The organism is Lysinibacillus sp. NPDC098008, assembly GCF_044760715.1.
In the GTDB taxonomy this organism is placed as follows: domain Bacteria; phylum Bacillota; class Bacilli; order Bacillales_A; family Planococcaceae; genus Lysinibacillus.
Genome location: NZ_JBIWBA010000019.1, coordinates 20,488 through 36,536, shown reverse-complemented (window position 1 = coordinate 36,536; position 16,049 = coordinate 20,488). Strand labels below are relative to the sequence as shown.

Below are 16,049 nucleotides of genomic sequence, written 5' to 3'. Positions count from 1 at the left end.
GTTACATTATACTCTTTTCAACTAATGAAAAAAAGAGTCCTTCTCTGTACGCACTAAATTAAAGCATATTTTAATATAATTTTGATTTGATAGTTATTGTGATAAATAATGTGCTGAATTTATAGTAGAAAGTTGAAGTTTGAGAACAAATGTTCTATAATGAAGGAAATCCACTATTAGGAGGAATTTGTATGTCTGCTAAAAATTTAATTGAATTACCAAAAGAGTTGGAGCAATACAGATCAATAGTAGAAGAAGCGCTAAAGCCTGTTGTATGGATTGATACGGATGTACGAAAAACAACGTTATTTGAAAGTAAGTTTGCAGGTGACCCATATTTTCCACTATCAATGGAATATCCTAAAAGCAGCACTGATGGACAGCCATTGAAACTTCTTGCCCAAATTAACTTTGCAGAGCTACCTAAGCATCTCTCAAACTTCCCAGAAGAGGGAATACTGCAATTTTATATCGATGGATATGACGATGTATTAGGAATGGACTTTGATAATGGACAAAACCAAGATGGTTTTCGTGTAATTTTCCATGATACGATTGTGCAGGACGAAACACAGCTTATACAGGACTTTTCATTTATAGAAAATAAGGATGAAGAATTGTATTTTCCTGTAGAGCGCGAAATGGCATTAGCTTTTAAAGTAGGGATGGAGCCTTTATCCATCAGAGATTTTAGAGGGCGAGAGGCTTATGGAACTATTTTAAAAACTTTAGAGGGGAACAGTCAAGTAGAGAATGCCTTTTACGAGGCTTTGTCTAGTACTGGTCATAAAATAGGTGGCTATCCATTTTTCACACAGGAAGACCCACGAGCGTATGGTGATTATCAAGACGCTACTATTTTATTGTTACAAATTGATAGTGTAGGGGATGATATCCTTTGGGGTGATTGTGGTGTTGGCAACTTCTTTATTACAGAGAGGGAGCTAAAAAATAAAGATTTTAGTAATGTACTTTATAACTGGGATTGCTTTTAAGGAAACAAGCGAGCACATTGTATGCTCGCTTGTTTTTATTCATTATTGTTCACGAGCATTAAATTGCTCCATCTTGTCTTCTAAGTCATCCATCATTTGAATTAAGCGATCAATATCCTCTAATTCAGCTGTTTCAGGATCAAGGGCATCTAATACCTCTAAAAATATTTCAAGACGCTCTTTTAAATAGGTTACTTGCTGCTGTTTATCAGTAATTGGTTTTGACATTCGTACACCTCGTTTCATCCCTTTTATCGTAGCTGATTTAAGCTGAGTTTTCAATGATTAGGTAAACATCTAGGACTAAGCGATTAATTTTAAAAATAAATAAACAGAATATTTACAAAATTAAAGTCGTATGTTAAAGTTGTTTTAAGATAAAGTAAAGGAGCTGATTGGAAAAAATCATAATCATTCTAATGTGAAAAGGAGGGAGTTTAAACAAGTAATCGGTAATAGCCAAAAGCCGAAATTCGTGTTTATACAATTAAATGAATATAAGTATTAGTTAGGCCTTAGCGTAAAATCACATGTGGTGAGCGCTAAGGCTTTTTGGTATGCTGTTATTTGGAAGAATGACTGGATGTTGGAGGAAATAATGACGTACTTCTCAGATTACAGCAAAAAAAGATTTACCATTCTAGTGTTAATTGTATCTATCTCAGGTCTTTCACAGGGAATGCTTTTACCACTAATATCAATTATTTTTGAACATGATGGTGTATCCTCGGCGTTAAATGGCTTACACGCAACGGGTTTATACATAGGAACGCTACTAATCTCACCATTTATTGAGCAGCCTTTACGAAAATGGGGTTATAAACCAATTATCTTAATTGGCGGTGCACTTGTGTTTATTTCATTATTTGCCTTTCCATTGTGGCAAAGTGTGACCTTTTGGTTTATTTTGCGTTTACTAATTGGTGTAGGGGATAATGCTCTGCATTTTGCCACACAAACATGGATTACGAGTACAGCCGATCATAAAAGTCTAGGAAAAGGAATGGCAATCTATGGCTTGTCATTTAGTACAGGCTTTGCAATTGGACCACTAATGGTAAGGCTTATTGAAATTTCAGAGGCGCTACCATTTATTGCATCGTCTATACTATGTTTATTTGCATGGTCTTTTGTCTTTTTCCTAAAAAATGAAAAGCCAGAGCGTTTAACAGGTGACTTAAATGCCAGAGGCTGGCAACGCTATAAAATGGCTATATTATTTGGCTGGCTTGCCTTTTTAGGCCCATTTGTTTACGGCTTTCTTGAATCCTCATTAAATGCCTTATTCCCTGTCTATGCATTGCGTAAAGGCTTTGAAGTAGGGATAATTCCAATTATTCTATCGGTCTTTACATTTGGCGGCATTGTGACGCAAGTACCACTCGGTGCACTGGGAGATAAGATAGGAAGACGCAATATTTTAATGCTTGGCTCATTTGGAGCGGCATTGATTTTTGGTGTTGCTAGCTTTTTAGAGCATTCACAAATCGCTGTGGCTATAGCATTTTTCTTTGCGGGGACATTGGTCGGCTCCATGTTTTCTTTGGGGATTACCTATATGGCTGATTTAACACCAAAGGAATTGCTGCCTACAGGAAATTTGCTATGCGGTATTGCCTTAAGCATTGGCAGCCTAACAGGGCCATTTTTAGGTGGAGTTTACTTAGAAGTTGTTAAAAGTTATAGCTTTCTTTTACTTGTAGCACTGCTTTTACTAGCCGTTGCAATAGTGTTACTCGTATTTGGGCGAGCGAAACAATTACAAGCAAAATAAAAAAGAGCGGGGCTCATCTTCCCGCTCATAAAATAAAAAAACGCCCAGCAAATCCGTGCTGTTATGGCGTTTTTTGCGTAACAAGGATGTTCCGTCCAAGTTACATAGGTTTGGCACCTAATTGCTATTATAGCATGCTATTTGTGAAATAGATATTATTTTAGAGAAAGAGTTTACTAGTCTATTTAAGCAAAAGACGATAGTAAATGAAGCCCTATCGCCAGAGCCTATCATTGTAGAAGCGTAATAATTATGCTGGACTTTTAGCGAAGAGTAAAATTTATTGTTCCTGCTGGATATTGGAATTGCAGAAAAAATCGAAAGTTGTAAGAAAATTTTGATTAAAAAAGTGAATTTTCTTATGGACTTTTGATATAATAATAAGGAATACATTTTAAAAGGAGTGTTGCCCATGGTGACCGGTCAGTTAGAGCAGGCTTTCAAATTAGCTGAAAAGCATATGCTCGAAGTTCAAACGATTTTAGATTTAAAGAGGATTATTGCGAAAGAGGTTAATTCATCACCAAGATTGGAGGAAAAGATTCTTCAGTCGATGATTCAGCTTCTTGAGAATAATAAGACATTCTTACAGGAGGCACAGTAATTGGAAAAAATTGAACCATACGAAGATCAAGACACATTTGACTAAAGGCGCTGCTCAACCATTATTATTTGGAGCAGCGCCTTGTTGATTTTATAATATTCATTTTTTAGAATAGATAGTTTAAAGCTAACAATAGCAATAATGCAAAGAATCTGGACATCTATATGATAAATGGAGATTAATGTACTTTTAATTTTGAAATTTCATATATTCAGATGATAATGTTTAATATAGTGCAAATAAACATAAATATAGCAATAATTCTCAGACCACCCTATAACAGGTGGTCCAAAGTATTATTTTTTAGAACTAAGGCGCAAACGCATTCTACCTGCGCCGTTTGTGCAAACATATCCACTGGTTGAATGTACTCTACCTCATAAAGCTTCGCTAATTCGTTTAAGTCCTTTGCTAAAGTGGATGGGTTACAGGATGTATAGACAAAGCGTTTTGGCTTTAATTTCAAGACTGTGCGGATAAATTCTGGTGCTAAACCTGTACGTGGTGGGTCTACCGTTATAACATCTGGTGTAAAACCTTCCTTGCGCCATTTCGCCAGCACACTTTCCGCAGTACCCACTGCATATTTTGTATGCTTAAAGCCATGATTACGAGCATTTTTGCGAGCATCTTGAATACTTTCAGGAACAACATCCATGCCACGCACTTCTTTTGCTTGGTCTGCTAGCCATAAGCCAATTGTACCGACACCGCAATATGCGTCAACAACAGTTTCCTTTCCTGTTAATGCAGCAGCCTTTTTAATCTCATTGTAAAGATGTACAGTTTGCGTTGGATTAAGCTGGAAGAAGGCACGAGCTGATAAATCAAAGGCTAATTCGCCAAGCTCCTCATGAATTGTTTCCTTCCCATCAAGCACAATCGTTTCATCACCAAAAATTAAAGATGTTTTCTCACGATTAATATTTTGCGCAATCGATACAATGCTTGGGTCAATTTTTTTGATGCGCGCAATTAGCTCCGCTACATGAGGAATTTCCTTGCGTGTCGTCACAAGGACAGCCTGTGTTTCACCAGTACGAATACCTGTACGAACAACAATTGTACGCACTAAACCATTTAGCGTACGACCATCATAAATTGTAATATTGAGCTTTTGTAAAATTTTTCGTGTAGCAACTGTTATTTTAGAAGTAACAGGATGCTGAACAAGACAATCGTTAATATTGAGCAGCTTATTACTGCCTTCTGCAAATAAACCAGCATACACACGCTTGCCTTCCTTACGCACTTGGAATTGGCTTTTATTACGGTAATGCCAAGGATTCTCCATACCAAGCGTTTTACGCACCTCAACTGTTGCAGCTAAAGGCTTAGCATAACGCTCTAATGCTTGTATCACAATATCACGCTTTTCAATAAGCTGCTTATCATAGGTCATATGCTGAAGCTGACAGCCACCACATTCATTGTATACCGGGCAAGGTGCTTCCTGACGATATTTGGAAGCTTTACGAATCGTTAAAATTTCTGCCTCAGCAAAATTTCGCTCTGTTTTTGTAACTTGAGCCGTAATTTCTTCTCCAGGAATAGCGCCTTTGACAAATACGACATTGCGTTTATAAAAGCCTACACCTTCACCATTAATGCCAAGCCTCTTTATTGTCAGTGGGAATTTTTGCCCCACGGTCATTATTGTTTGTTGTGTCAAACATTCCACGTCCCTGCTTTATAATGTCATCTCCCCATTATAACGAAGGAGCAGACGATTGCAAAGCAACAGGGAAATCTTCGTATTCCAATACTAAATCATCAAGAGATAGGAATGTATAGCCTTGCTTCTTCGCCTCTGCAATAAACATTGGCAAAGCTTCAGCATTATCTTGTGCAACAGTATGCATTAAAATAACAGCACCTGGGTGCAATTGCTCCATCAGCGCATTGTAGGCATAGTCTGCACCACGACGTTCATCCTTCATCCAATCCTTGAAGGCAACAGACCAAAAAATATGGCGGTAGCCTTCTGCATTCCCAACCTCTAATACTTTGGCATTAAAAATGCCTTCAGGTGGACGAGCATATGTTGTGCGATCAATCCCTGTTAATTCTCGTAATTTCCCATCAAATTTGCGCCATTCTGCACGCATACCATCTGGTGAAAGGCGAGCCATATTAGGGTGACCATATGAATGATTGCCAATCGTATGACCATCGTTGACCATACGCTTCACTAAATCACTAGCACTTTCTAAATAATGACCTGTTAAAAAGAAAGTTGCTGGCACATTTTCTTTTTTTAATGTATCCAAAATACTTTCAGTAAAGCCGTTTTCATAGCCATTATCAAATGTTAAATAGGCAATTTTTTTATCAGGCTTCCCCTTATAAATAGCACCATATTTGTCGAGTAACTGATCGAGCTGTGCTCCTGCCTCTGCCTGCTCTCCATTTTTTGCACGTTTAAAGCCCCAATGGTGTTCATCAGAACCAGCAGCAAAAAATGGATTAAAGCTAATTCCTGCGGCAATAATAAAAGTAGCAATTACCGCACCAACAATATGTTGTTTCCACATAAAAACGCATCCTTTCTTTTTCGTTAGGATGCGTCATATCTATATAAATTATCCAATTAATTTTTTATAATGAGGTCTTCCAGTGCTTGCTTCAAATAAGGGAACGTAAATGTAAAATGATGCTTTTCTAAAACAGTTGGCAGTACATGCTGTCCCTCTAATATAAGTGTGCTTTGTTCACCAAGTGCTAAACGCATTGCAATACTTGGGACAGGTAGCCAATGGCGTCTATCCATTACCGCTGCAATCGTTTGTCCAAATTCTTCCATGTTGACTGCGTGAGGAGCTGTGACATTAAAGGGTCCACGAATACTGTCAGTTGACAGTGCGAAATCAATAGCGCGAGCGACATCGTCAATATGTATCCATGATAGCCATTGTTGGCCTGAGCCAACTGTGCCACCTATATGCATTTTATAAGGTAGAAGCATAGGGGGAAGTGCACCACTATCGCGCCCTAAAATAACACCAAAGCGAGCAAGTGCTACACGAACACCTAATGAATGTGCACGCATTGCATGACGTTCCCAATCATAAACGGTTGTACCTAAAAAATCAGTTGCATAATTATTACAATTTTCATTATAAACAGCATCTGTAGAAGCAGGATAAATCCCTACTGCACTTGCATTGATCAGAACTTTAGGCTTTGCTGTAAGCATTTCCATTATACGAACAATTTCAAGTGTTGTATTCATTCGGCTCCAATAGATTGCCTTCTTTTTCTTGTTTGTCCAACGTCCGCTGTTTAATGAAACGCCTGCTAAATTAATAAATGCATCAGCACTCTCTAATGCTTGTGCTGGTTGCGATTCAGGATGCAGCCATTGGATATAGTGAATGCCGTTTTTAATGCTTGATGGCTGACGCGTTAAAATAAACAGCTCATGCCCATTTTCCCGCAATAGTTGAATAAGTGCACTGCCAACAAAGCCTGTACCACCTGCAATAACGATTTTCATAAGAAGCACCTCTTTTCCAATCAAATAAAACACTTTATAGTTAAGTTTACCATTTAACTAAAATATAAACATCTGGCTTATATTGACTATAAAATAGATAGGGCAGGATGAATACCCGCGAAGCGAGGGTAAATACGCGCGAAAACAGAACGAATACCCGCGGAAACGATGAGAATGCTCGCGAAGCAGAGCGAACACCGTAAGAACACCGTAATAAATAAAGAAATGCTATAATATACAATGAGGTGTTTGCTATGCGTATCATTACGAAAATTGCACGTCAAAAAAATAATCCTGAGCGTTATAATATTTATTTAAACGAAGAATATGCTTTTCCTGTGGATGAGGCCGTTCTTATTCAATTTGGCTTAACAAAGGGGAAGGTACTGGATGAGTTTGAAATTCAGGAAATTGCCTATGAGGATGAGATTCGCAAAGCCTTTAATAAAGGATTAAATTTCCTGTCCTATCAAATGCGTAGTGAGCATGAGGTGAAAAAAAAGCTTCTCGCCTTAGAATTTGGTGAAGCGGTTGTGTTAGAGGCAATTCAAAAATTAAAATCTTATGGCTTTATTAATGATGAAAATTATTCGAAAGCCTTGCTTGATACAAAAAAGGCGACCATGAAAAAAGGTCCAAGGGCTATTCGACAAGACCTTATCAAAAAAGGCATCGATAAAGGCTTGCAGGATGAAGTGCTTGCTACATATAGCTTTGAGGAGCAGGTAACATTAGCAACACAGCTTGCTGAAAAAATTGTACGTTCAGAAAAAAAGAAAACGCCAGCACAAATAAAGGCAAAAATTCAAGATTTTCTGCTAAGAAAAGGCTATGCATTTTCTATTGTGGAAGAGGTGCTTAGTCAAGTAGAGATCGAACAAGATGAAGATAATTGGCAGCAGTTACTCGATGTACAAGGCGAAAAGATTTGGAAAAAGTACGCATCAAAGTATACTGGTTATGAGCTAAAAATGAAAATAAAGCAAGCGCTCTATCAAAAGGGTTTTCCGATAGAGGTTATAGATCGTTTTATCGAAGAGAAGGAGAATGAGGAATGAACGAAAAAAATTATGCTGCAATGTCTGAGCATGAGCTACGCGAGGAAATCGCTATGCTAAAAGAAAAGGCACGAAAGGCAGAACAATTAGGCATCATCAATGAATTTGCTGTTTATGAGCGTAAGGCTTTAATGGCTGCTGCCTATTTAGTGGATTTGGATACAATTGTTCCAGGAGAAATGTATCGTATCGATGGCTCAGACAATGAATTTTTCCAAGTCGATTATTTAAAGGGACGTTTTGCTTGGGGCTATCGTTTAGGTGGTAACAGATACCAAGAGGCTTTACCAGTATCTATGCTATCCCCTGTAAAGGTGGGTAAGTAAATGAAAGAAAAAATCGAACAATTAACAGCAGAGTTACTTGCCAAAAATCCACAAATGTCAGTGGGGCGTGCGCGTGTCTGGGTAGAGCTATTGTGGAGTGACTTTGAAGCAACAGCCGCAAAAGCAGGCTATGATTATCGAGGAGCAGATTATACAGAAAAGCTTGTGCGTCAATTAATCGCAAGCTATGGCGATAAATTACATGCCTTTGCAGGGCGCAACCCAAAATACGCCCATTTACTAGATGCTAGTGACGATATGTTACAATAATAAGTAAGGGCTGTTGAGAATAATAAAATTATTTTCAACAGCCCTACGCTATTTAATTGCTTGCACCAATTTGTAATTTTTTTTGCAATTTATCTTCTGTAAAAATCCATCCTGTGTAAGATGTAACGATGTTATAATCATCGTTTAAATGTGCGACTGCCACAAAAGGATAACGATTATCACTACGGTAGCGCAGGTCAATTAGCCTTACCTCTGTTAAGCCATTTTCAAGTTCGGAGATTTCCCATCGATACATTGGTGAGAAGGATACAAAGGCAGCTAAATTCGGATCTTGCATTGCTGCGTCAATAAGGGGCGTTTTTGGCAAAGGTTTAATTTCAAACTTATCGTAAATATTAACAGTTCGCCCGTATGCTCGCCCAACATAATAATGTGTTTTAGACTTGGCTGCAATTCGCCAATGGAAAAAGCGCATTGTTGGTGCGACAATGACATATTCTTCATCTTGTAATGTATGATGTACAGCGTTTTTTACAGCTTTTTGAACAGCAAAACGCAAAACGTAGTATAGCACAATAACAATATACATGATGCTAAATGTCCAAACTGGATTTGTACCAAATGCCCATAACACAATACCAAGACAGTGTAATGAAAAGATAATTGGATCGAAGGTATTAATAACGCCTAATGCTACCCATTTTCGAGAGAATGGGCGGATTGCTTGCGTACCATAGGCATTAAAAATATCAACAAAAACATGTAGTGCAACAGCTAGAAATGTCCAAAGCCATAAATGCAACACATTTACATCTTGCAAAATAAGTGATAAAACAGCTGTAATTAAAATAGGCCAAATAGCTACTGCAGGTAGTGAGTGTGTAATTCCGCGATGATGTCGAATATAAATAGCGTTGTTGCGCAGTTTTAGCACTGTATCGACATCAGGTGCTTGTGAACCAATAATTGTACCTGCCATTACGGCTGTAAAAGTCATTGAATGGTTGGCTACAATAGGGTCGGCTAATGCAAGACCGCCAAGGGCTATACCCATAACGAAATGTGTACCTGAATCCAAAAATATCCACTCCTAGTATGCATTCAAATCGAGTACAATATGCATACATCTTTATTTCTATACGTAAAAAGCAGTATTAAATTTTATGCTTCGACATTCGATCATGTTTATGAGCTAGACACGAATGTTCTTTCTTAATTGTATACCCTTTTTATTATAAATTAAATCGTAAAAACATCGGAGGTCACTGTGAATTACCCATATGTAACAGAATTTCGACAATCTTTAGTCGAATGGTTTAACGCTGAGAAACGTGATTTGCCGTGGAGACACACTACAGACCCTTATAAAATTTGGGTGTCTGAAGTTATGCTACAGCAGACACGTGTCGACACAGTTATTCCTTATTACAACCGTTTTATGGAAAGCTTTCCAACAATCGAATTGCTGGCAGAAGCGCCACAGGAATATTTATTAAAGCATTGGGAAGGTCTTGGCTATTATTCCCGTGCTCGCAATTTACAAGCAGGGGCTCGTGAAGTTATCGAAAATTATGGTGGCGTTGTACCTAATAATCGCCATGAAATATCAAAGTTAAAAGGTGTTGGCCCTTATACTGCAGGGGCTATTTTAAGTATTGCCTATAATAAGCCTGAACATGCGGTGGATGGCAATGTTATGCGAGTTTTAAGCAGAGTGCTTCATATTCATGATGATATAGCCATACCAAAAACAAAGAAGATTTTTGAGGCAGCAGTAGAGGAATTAATTGATCCTGAGAATGCGTCTGCTTTTAACCAAGGCTTAATGGAGCTTGGGGCACTTATTTGTACACCTACCTCTCCTAAATGTTTGTTGTGCCCAGTGCGTGAATATTGTTTAGCGTTCAATGAAGGAGAGCCAGAAAAACTACCTGTTAAATCTAAAAAAATAAAAATGAAGCATCTTACATATGAGGTGCTTGTTTGTGAAGATGATCAAGGGCGATTTTTAATGCAGCAGCGTCCTCAAGAAGGGCTACTTGCGAATTTATGGCAATTTCCAATGATTGATACTAGCCATGAATCAGTAGAAGCCTTTGTAAAGGAGTATGCACTAAATAGTAAAGCACAGCAGGAGCTACTTGCCTTTAAGCATGTTTTTTCGCATTTAACATGGCATCTAAATAGCTATTATATAAAATGCGATACAGCCGCTATGGGCGATTGGTTTACAAAGGAGCAAATCGAGCTGCTGCCAATGCCTGTCCCTATGTTAAAAATATGGGAAGCAATCAAAAAACAAATTAAATAAAAATAATAAGCATAAAAGATATCACCTCTGTACACAATAACTAGCGTGGAGGTGAATGAAGGATGAAAAAACAAAACAACCAAAACCAACCGAATAAAAACATGCAACGTCAAAGTGAAGAGTTTGGTTATGAAACGGACGTAAATGAAGTGCAAAAGCAAAATGCGAAAGCAGAGCAGAAAAAAGCTTCAGCTTCAGGTCGTTTCTCTAAAACAAACCAAGACCTAGGTGAATAACACTTTGTAATTGCATAATCGCATTTACCTCTAAGGAGCTGTCTAAAATCCGAAAAGATGACAAAGACAGCTCCTTTTCAATTGTTTAAAATTGGAATTAATCTAAAGCAATAAATACCAATTGCGCGAATATTATTATAAAATTCGTTTGTAATATGAGAAATTTCATATAAATTGTTAATAGCGTAGTGAAATTTGTGGTTTTCTAACTACACCTTTCGCGTACACATTGCTATAATATACTAGAGACTGCTAGATTTAGGTAGCATAGACGAAAAGGTGGGCTTCAAAATGGCATTACCAGTAGAAGGAGAAACAATACAAATACATAGTTATAAACACAATGGCCGCATCCACCGTGTTTGGCAAGAAACAATGGTTTTAAAAGGTACTAAAAATATTATGATTGGTGCGAATGAACGGACACTTGTAACAGAATCTGATGGTCGCACATGGCTAACAAGAGAGCCTTCTATTTGCTATTTCCATGCGGAACACTGGTTTAACATCATCTGTATGCTGCGTGAGGATGGTGTGTATTATTATTGTAATCTCAGCTCACCATTTGTATTCGATAATAATGCCATTAAATATATCGACTATGATTTAGACATTAAAGTGTTTCCTGATATGTCTTATACGCTGTTAGATGAGGATGAGTACGAGCTTCATCGCAAGGAAATGTCTTATCCTGATGTCATTGATAAAATTTTAAAGCGCAATGTCGATAAGTTAATTAGCTGGATTCAGCAAAAAAGAGGGCCCTTTGCACCAGACTTTATTGATGTCTGGACAAATCGCTATAAGTTCCAGCTCGATATGCAGTCAGATGATTGTTAAAAACGCCTATTAGTTCAACTAATAGGTGTTTTTATTTTAAAGATGCTGGGAAATAGTGCGCGCTAAAGTCATCTTAACTGTAATTTAACCGAAATATTGCTATAATCCGTTATTAGGGTATTCATGCTTGAATGCCCGTTTCTTTTTTAAGGAAGTGATAACATTGGGAAGTATTAAGCGGTATATGGGCTTTGTTAAACCATATACATGGGAAATTGTTTTAACGATTATTATTGGGGTTGTAAAATTTGCGATTCCACTCTTTATTCCACTGCTTATTAAAATCGTATTGGATGATATTATTGCAGCGGAGAGTCTAACAGATGCGGAAAAAACAAAAGAGCTATTTTATTGGCTAGGTGGAACGATTATTGTGTTCTTTATTATTCGTCCACCAGTTGAGTATTATCGCCAATATTTTGCACAGCATGTCAGTAATAAAGTGCTGTTTGATATTCGTAAGGAAATTTATGCACATTTACAGCGTCTGAGCTTACGCTACTATGCTAATACACGTGCTGGCGATGTGATTTCAAGGGTTATTAATGATGTAGAGCAAACAAAAAACTTTGTGATGACGGGGTTAATGAATGTTTGGCTTGATCTTGCAACAATTGTTATTGCCGTTGGGATTATGTTTACCATGGATGTTAAGCTTACGTTAGTAGCTTTAATAGCATTTCCACTTTATGCATTAAGCGTGAGATACTTTTTTGGCAAATTAAGGTCTTTAACACGCAAACGCTCACAGGCACTTGCTGGTGTACAAAGCTATTTGCATGAGCGAGTAGCGGGGATGAGCATTATTAAAAGCTTTACATTGGAAAAGCGGGAGCAAAAACTATTTGATGAAGCGAATGGTGAATTTTTAGAGAAGGCACTTGACCAAACGAAATGGAATGCGAAATCCTTTGCAGTCGTCAATACAATTACAGATATAGCTCCGCTATTAGTGATTGCCTATGCAGGCTATCAGGTGATTAATGGATCGCTTTCGGTGGGAACAATGGTTGCCTTTATCGCCTATATTGAACGATTATATGGTCCACTTCGCCGCCTTGTTAGCTCCTCTACTACATTGACGCAATCGATTGCCTCCATGGATCGAATGTTTGATTTAATAGATGAGCCCTATGAAGTAAAAAACAAAGAGCATGCACAGGAGTTGCCTCGTGTCAATGGAGAGGTTCGTTTTCAAAATGTTTCCTTCCAGTATGAAGCAGACGGTTCAGCTATTTTAAATAATATGGATTTCACCATTAACCCTGGAGAAACGGTTGCCTTTGTTGGAATGAGTGGTGGCGGCAAATCAACCATTATTAGTTTAATTCCCCGTTTTTATGATACAACAAGCGGAACTGTCGCAATTGATGGCTATGATGTACGCGATGTAACATTGCATTCATTGCGTGCACAAATTGGTATTGTACTGCAAGATAATATTCTTTTTAGCGATTCTGTAAAAGAGAATATTTTAATGGGGAAACCAGATGCAACAGATGAGGAAATCATAGCGGCTGCCAAAGCAGCAAATGCCCATGACTTTATTATGAGCCTACCAAATGGCTATGACACCAAAGTGGGAGAACGAGGTGTGAAGCTATCGGGTGGACAAAAACAACGTGTTGCCATTGCACGTGTATTTTTAAAGAATCCACCGATTTTAATTCTGGATGAAGCTACTTCTGCATTAGACTTAGAAAGTGAAGCATTGATTCAAGAATCCTTGGATATCCTTGCCCATGAGCGTACAACGATTATTATTGCACACCGTCTGTCAACGATTACACATGCTGATAAGATTTTTGTCATTGACCATGGACAACTAATTGAAAGTGGTACACATGAGCAATTAATGGATAAGCAAGGAACCTATCATAATTTATTCCAAGTACAGCATTTAGATTAAAAATATTAATTATTTAACAAAAGTCTTTCATTTAGTACTAAATGAAAGGCTATTTTTTTGATATTTATAAAAGGTATTGCTTAATAAGATATAATGCATACCAAAGTCGATACATGTAGAAAATACATGAAAATTACAGAATATTAGTGATTGAAAGAGTTATAGTAATTTGTTAGAATTATTTGAAAATAGGGAATTGAACGAAAGTTATGTTATCATATCAATAAATTATATATTTTAAGTAAAAAATAGGTAGGGTGGGAAGTTGCACATGAGGAAAAAGCTACTAGAAATAAAAGGTTTAGAAACAACCTTTTTCACAGATAATGGCCAAATTCCTGCTGTAGACAATATTGATTTTTCTGTTCATGAAGGGGAAATATTAGGGATAGTAGGGGAATCGGGAAGTGGGAAAAGTGTTACATCATTATCTATTATGGGACTTATTCCATCACCACCAGGGAAAATAACAGGTGGAGAGATTCTACTAGATGGGAAAAATTTAGCGAAATATACAGATAAGCAAATGCAAAAAGTACGCGGAAAAGATATTGCAATGATTTTCCAAGAGCCGATGACTTCCCTAAACCCTTTGTTTACAATTGGGGATCAGCTGAAGGAAGCTATTTTAATTCATAATCCAAAGTGGTCAAAAAAGGAAGCGTTTACAAGAGCGGTAGAAATTATGAAACTAGTAGGGTTACCACGTGCTGAGGAATTATTAAAAGACTATCCACATCAGCTATCAGGTGGAATGCGTCAACGGGTAATGATTGCGATGGCACTTGTCTGTGATCCTCAAGTGTTAATTGCCGATGAACCTACAACTGCATTGGATGTAACAATTCAAGCCCAAATTTTACAGCTGATGAAAGATTTGAACAAACGCTTAAACACGGCTGTATTGCTTATTACACATGACTTAGGCGTTGTAGCAGAAACGTGTGAGCGCGTGATTGTGATGTATGCTGGACAAATTGTAGAAGAGGCTCCTGTGCAAGAGATATTTTCCAATCCAAAGCATCCGTATACACAAGGGCTTATCCAATCAGTGCCTGATATGCGGTATAAAAAAGAAAATTTATATTCAATTCCTGGAACCGTACCAAAGCCAGGAAGCATTAAAGTCGGTTGTCGTTTTGCGGCACGCTGTGAATATGCAATGGAACGTTGTTTACAGGAAACACCTCCTTTATTTGTAGCAACAGAGCAGCATAAATCAAGATGTTTTTTACTAGAGGAGCAGGGGGTAGAGCAATGTGTCGAAAGTGTTATTGAAAGTTGAAGGCTTAAAAAAATATTTTCCGATTCGGAAAGGTGTTCTTAATAAGCAAGTTGGCTATGTAAAGGCAGTAGATGATGTTTCCTTTGAAGTATTTGAAGGAGAAACATTAGGAATTGTTGGTGAGTCAGGGTGTGGTAAATCAACAACAGGTCGTTTATTAATGCGCTTACTAGAGCCAACTGAAGGTAAAGTAGAATTCGCAGGGCAACAAATTTCAGAATTATCTAAAGATGAGATGAGGAAGGCACGTAGAGATATTCAAATGATTTTCCAAGACCCTTACGCTTCTCTAAATCCAAGACATAGCATTGGCAAAATACTAGAGGAGCCTCTTATTGTGCATGGAATGGGGAGTGCAAAAGAGCGTAAGCAAAAGGTATTGGAGCTACTGGAGATTGTTGGCTTAAATGAATATCATATTAAGCGCTATCCACATCAGTTTAGTGGTGGCCAAAGACAGCGTATTGGAATTGCCCGAGCTTTAATGACTAATCCACGTTTAATTATTGCGGACGAGCCAGTATCTGCATTAGATGTATCTATTCAATCACAAGTATTGAATTTATTACAGGAGCTGCAAAAAGATTTAAAGCTCACATATATTTTTATTTCTCATGATTTGGGTGTAGTACGTCATATTAGTAATCGTGTTGGTGTGATGTATTTAGGTAAATTAGTAGAGTTGACAGCGAGTGAGGATTTGTATGCTGAACCGCTGCATCCATATACACAGGCGCTTTTAGCCTCTGTTCCTGTTCCAGACCCTACGTTTGAACGAGAACAAATTATTATTTCCGGAGATATTCCAAGTGCATCAAATCCGCCAAGCGGGTGTGCATTCCATCCAAGATGTCCTTTTAAAAAGGAGCAATGTTCACAGGTTGTACCAAAAATGCAAGAAGTGAAACCGGGTCATTATGTTGCCTGCCACCTTTATGAGGCAATGCAACATTAAATGATATAAAAACATATAGGGGGAAATTC

General features: G+C 37.7%; 17 protein-coding genes. 12 read left to right on the top strand and 5 right to left on the bottom strand.

Annotated elements, in window-relative coordinates; all coding sequences use genetic code 11:
* Positions 1–191 precede the first annotated feature (191 nt).
* Positions 192–995 (top strand): YwqG family protein, encoded by an 804-nt coding sequence (locus ACIQVU_RS15120; RefSeq protein ID WP_402896189.1) that lies wholly within the window; start codon positions 192–194, stop codon positions 993–995.
* Positions 996–1,037: 42 nt separating this feature from the next.
* Here the strand turns inward: ACIQVU_RS15120 and ACIQVU_RS15115 are convergent, their stop codons facing one another.
* Complete coding sequence (locus ACIQVU_RS15115; RefSeq protein ID WP_340807526.1) at positions 1,038–1,223, bottom strand: SE1561 family protein; 186 nt, start codon at positions 1,221–1,223, stop codon at positions 1,038–1,040.
* 370 nt (positions 1,224–1,593) lie between these two features.
* On the opposite strand from ACIQVU_RS15115, the gene ACIQVU_RS15110 reads away from it, so the two are divergent.
* Positions 1,594–2,769, top strand: coding sequence for an MFS transporter (locus ACIQVU_RS15110; protein WP_402896186.1), 1,176 nt, complete (start codon positions 1,594–1,596; stop codon positions 2,767–2,769).
* Between the two features lie 412 nt (positions 2,770–3,181).
* On the top strand, positions 3,182–3,373 hold the full coding sequence (locus tag ACIQVU_RS15105; protein ID WP_053995525.1) for a hypothetical protein: 192 nt from the start codon (positions 3,182–3,184) through the stop codon (positions 3,371–3,373).
* A 274-nt stretch (positions 3,374–3,647) separates the two neighbouring features.
* Here the strand turns inward: ACIQVU_RS15105 and rlmD are convergent, their stop codons facing one another.
* Genes rlmD through ACIQVU_RS15090 form a run of 3 tightly spaced genes read right to left on the bottom strand, consistent with a single transcriptional unit; the run spans position 3,648 to position 6,869 of the window.
* Positions 3,648–5,045, bottom strand: a complete 1,398-nt coding sequence (rlmD, locus tag ACIQVU_RS15100) for a 23S rRNA (uracil(1939)-C(5))-methyltransferase RlmD (RefSeq protein WP_340807523.1) — start codon at positions 5,043–5,045, stop codon at positions 3,648–3,650.
* A gap of 37 nt (positions 5,046–5,082) precedes the next feature.
* Complete coding sequence (locus ACIQVU_RS15095) at positions 5,083–5,907, bottom strand: polysaccharide deacetylase family protein (RefSeq protein WP_340807522.1); 825 nt, start codon at positions 5,905–5,907, stop codon at positions 5,083–5,085.
* A gap of 56 nt (positions 5,908–5,963) precedes the next feature.
* Positions 5,964–6,869, bottom strand: a complete 906-nt coding sequence (locus ACIQVU_RS15090) for a TIGR01777 family oxidoreductase (protein ID WP_340807520.1) — start codon at positions 6,867–6,869, stop codon at positions 5,964–5,966.
* A gap of 254 nt (positions 6,870–7,123) precedes the next feature.
* Here ACIQVU_RS15090 and recX point away from each other — a divergent pair, with 254 nt between their 5' ends.
* The 3 genes from recX to ACIQVU_RS15075 are packed head-to-tail and all read left to right on the top strand — an operon-like array spanning position 7,124 to position 8,523.
* Positions 7,124–7,927: a recombination regulator RecX gene (gene recX / locus ACIQVU_RS15085; RefSeq protein ID WP_340807519.1), complete on the top strand. Its 804-nt coding sequence runs from the start codon at positions 7,124–7,126 to the stop codon at positions 7,925–7,927.
* Positions 7,924–8,253: a YfhH family protein gene (locus tag ACIQVU_RS15080; protein WP_340807518.1), complete on the top strand. Its 330-nt coding sequence runs from the start codon at positions 7,924–7,926 to the stop codon at positions 8,251–8,253. The genes recX and ACIQVU_RS15080 overlap by 4 nt, the downstream gene beginning before the upstream one ends.
* Positions 8,254–8,523, top strand: a complete 270-nt coding sequence (locus ACIQVU_RS15075; protein ID WP_340807517.1) for a YfhJ family protein — start codon at positions 8,254–8,256, stop codon at positions 8,521–8,523.
* A 52-nt stretch (positions 8,524–8,575) separates the two neighbouring features.
* Here the strand turns inward: ACIQVU_RS15075 and ACIQVU_RS15070 are convergent, their stop codons facing one another.
* Positions 8,576–9,562, bottom strand: coding sequence for a metal-dependent hydrolase (locus ACIQVU_RS15070; RefSeq protein WP_340807516.1), 987 nt, complete (start codon positions 9,560–9,562; stop codon positions 8,576–8,578).
* 189 nt (positions 9,563–9,751) lie between these two features.
* On the opposite strand from ACIQVU_RS15070, the gene mutY reads away from it, so the two are divergent.
* From mutY to ACIQVU_RS15040, 6 genes are all read left to right on the top strand, one after another.
* Positions 9,752–10,795: an A/G-specific adenine glycosylase gene (gene mutY / locus ACIQVU_RS15065; protein ID WP_340807514.1), complete on the top strand. Its 1,044-nt coding sequence runs from the start codon at positions 9,752–9,754 to the stop codon at positions 10,793–10,795.
* Positions 10,796–10,857: 62 nt separating this feature from the next.
* Positions 10,858–11,031: a gamma-type small acid-soluble spore protein gene (locus tag ACIQVU_RS15060; RefSeq protein WP_340807513.1), complete on the top strand. Its 174-nt coding sequence runs from the start codon at positions 10,858–10,860 to the stop codon at positions 11,029–11,031.
* A 291-nt stretch (positions 11,032–11,322) separates the two neighbouring features.
* A complete protein-coding gene (gene ntdP, locus ACIQVU_RS15055; RefSeq protein ID WP_274794505.1) occupies positions 11,323–11,871 on the top strand; it encodes a nucleoside tri-diphosphate phosphatase in 549 nt (182 codons plus the stop codon).
* 184 nt (positions 11,872–12,055) lie between these two features.
* Entirely contained in the window at positions 12,056–13,780 is a 1,725-nt protein-coding gene (locus tag ACIQVU_RS15050; RefSeq protein WP_402896218.1) for an ABC transporter ATP-binding protein, read from the top strand.
* A 271-nt stretch (positions 13,781–14,051) separates the two neighbouring features.
* Positions 14,052–15,065 (top strand): ABC transporter ATP-binding protein, encoded by a 1,014-nt coding sequence (locus ACIQVU_RS15045; RefSeq protein ID WP_402896179.1) that lies wholly within the window; start codon positions 14,052–14,054, stop codon positions 15,063–15,065.
* Entirely contained in the window at positions 15,040–16,020 is a 981-nt protein-coding gene (locus ACIQVU_RS15040) for an ABC transporter ATP-binding protein (protein ID WP_340807509.1), read from the top strand. The genes ACIQVU_RS15045 and ACIQVU_RS15040 overlap by 26 nt, the downstream gene beginning before the upstream one ends.
* Positions 16,021–16,049 lie beyond the last annotated feature (29 nt).

Coding starts and splice junctions, on each gene's coding strand:
- ACIQVU_RS15120 (WP_402896189.1), top strand. CDS start 192: ATGTCTGCTAAAAATTTAATTGAATTACCAAAAGAGTTGGAGCAATAC.
- ACIQVU_RS15115 (WP_340807526.1), bottom strand. CDS start 1,223: ATGTCAAAACCAATTACTGATAAACAGCAGCAAGTAACCTATTTAAAA.
- ACIQVU_RS15110 (WP_402896186.1), top strand. CDS start 1,594: ATGACGTACTTCTCAGATTACAGCAAAAAAAGATTTACCATTCTAGTG.
- ACIQVU_RS15105 (WP_053995525.1), top strand. CDS start 3,182: ATGGTGACCGGTCAGTTAGAGCAGGCTTTCAAATTAGCTGAAAAGCAT.
- ACIQVU_RS15095 (WP_340807522.1), bottom strand. CDS start 5,907: ATGTGGAAACAACATATTGTTGGTGCGGTAATTGCTACTTTTATTATT.
- ACIQVU_RS15090 (WP_340807520.1), bottom strand. CDS start 6,869: ATGAAAATCGTTATTGCAGGTGGTACAGGCTTTGTTGGCAGTGCACTT.
- recX (WP_340807519.1), top strand. CDS start 7,124: ATGCGTATCATTACGAAAATTGCACGTCAAAAAAATAATCCTGAGCGT.
- ACIQVU_RS15080 (WP_340807518.1), top strand. CDS start 7,924: ATGAACGAAAAAAATTATGCTGCAATGTCTGAGCATGAGCTACGCGAG.
- ACIQVU_RS15075 (WP_340807517.1), top strand. CDS start 8,254: ATGAAAGAAAAAATCGAACAATTAACAGCAGAGTTACTTGCCAAAAAT.
- ACIQVU_RS15060 (WP_340807513.1), top strand. CDS start 10,858: ATGAAAAAACAAAACAACCAAAACCAACCGAATAAAAACATGCAACGT.
- ntdP (WP_274794505.1), top strand. CDS start 11,323: ATGGCATTACCAGTAGAAGGAGAAACAATACAAATACATAGTTATAAA.
- ACIQVU_RS15050 (WP_402896218.1), top strand. CDS start 12,056: ATGGGCTTTGTTAAACCATATACATGGGAAATTGTTTTAACGATTATT.
- ACIQVU_RS15045 (WP_402896179.1), top strand. CDS start 14,052: ATGAGGAAAAAGCTACTAGAAATAAAAGGTTTAGAAACAACCTTTTTC.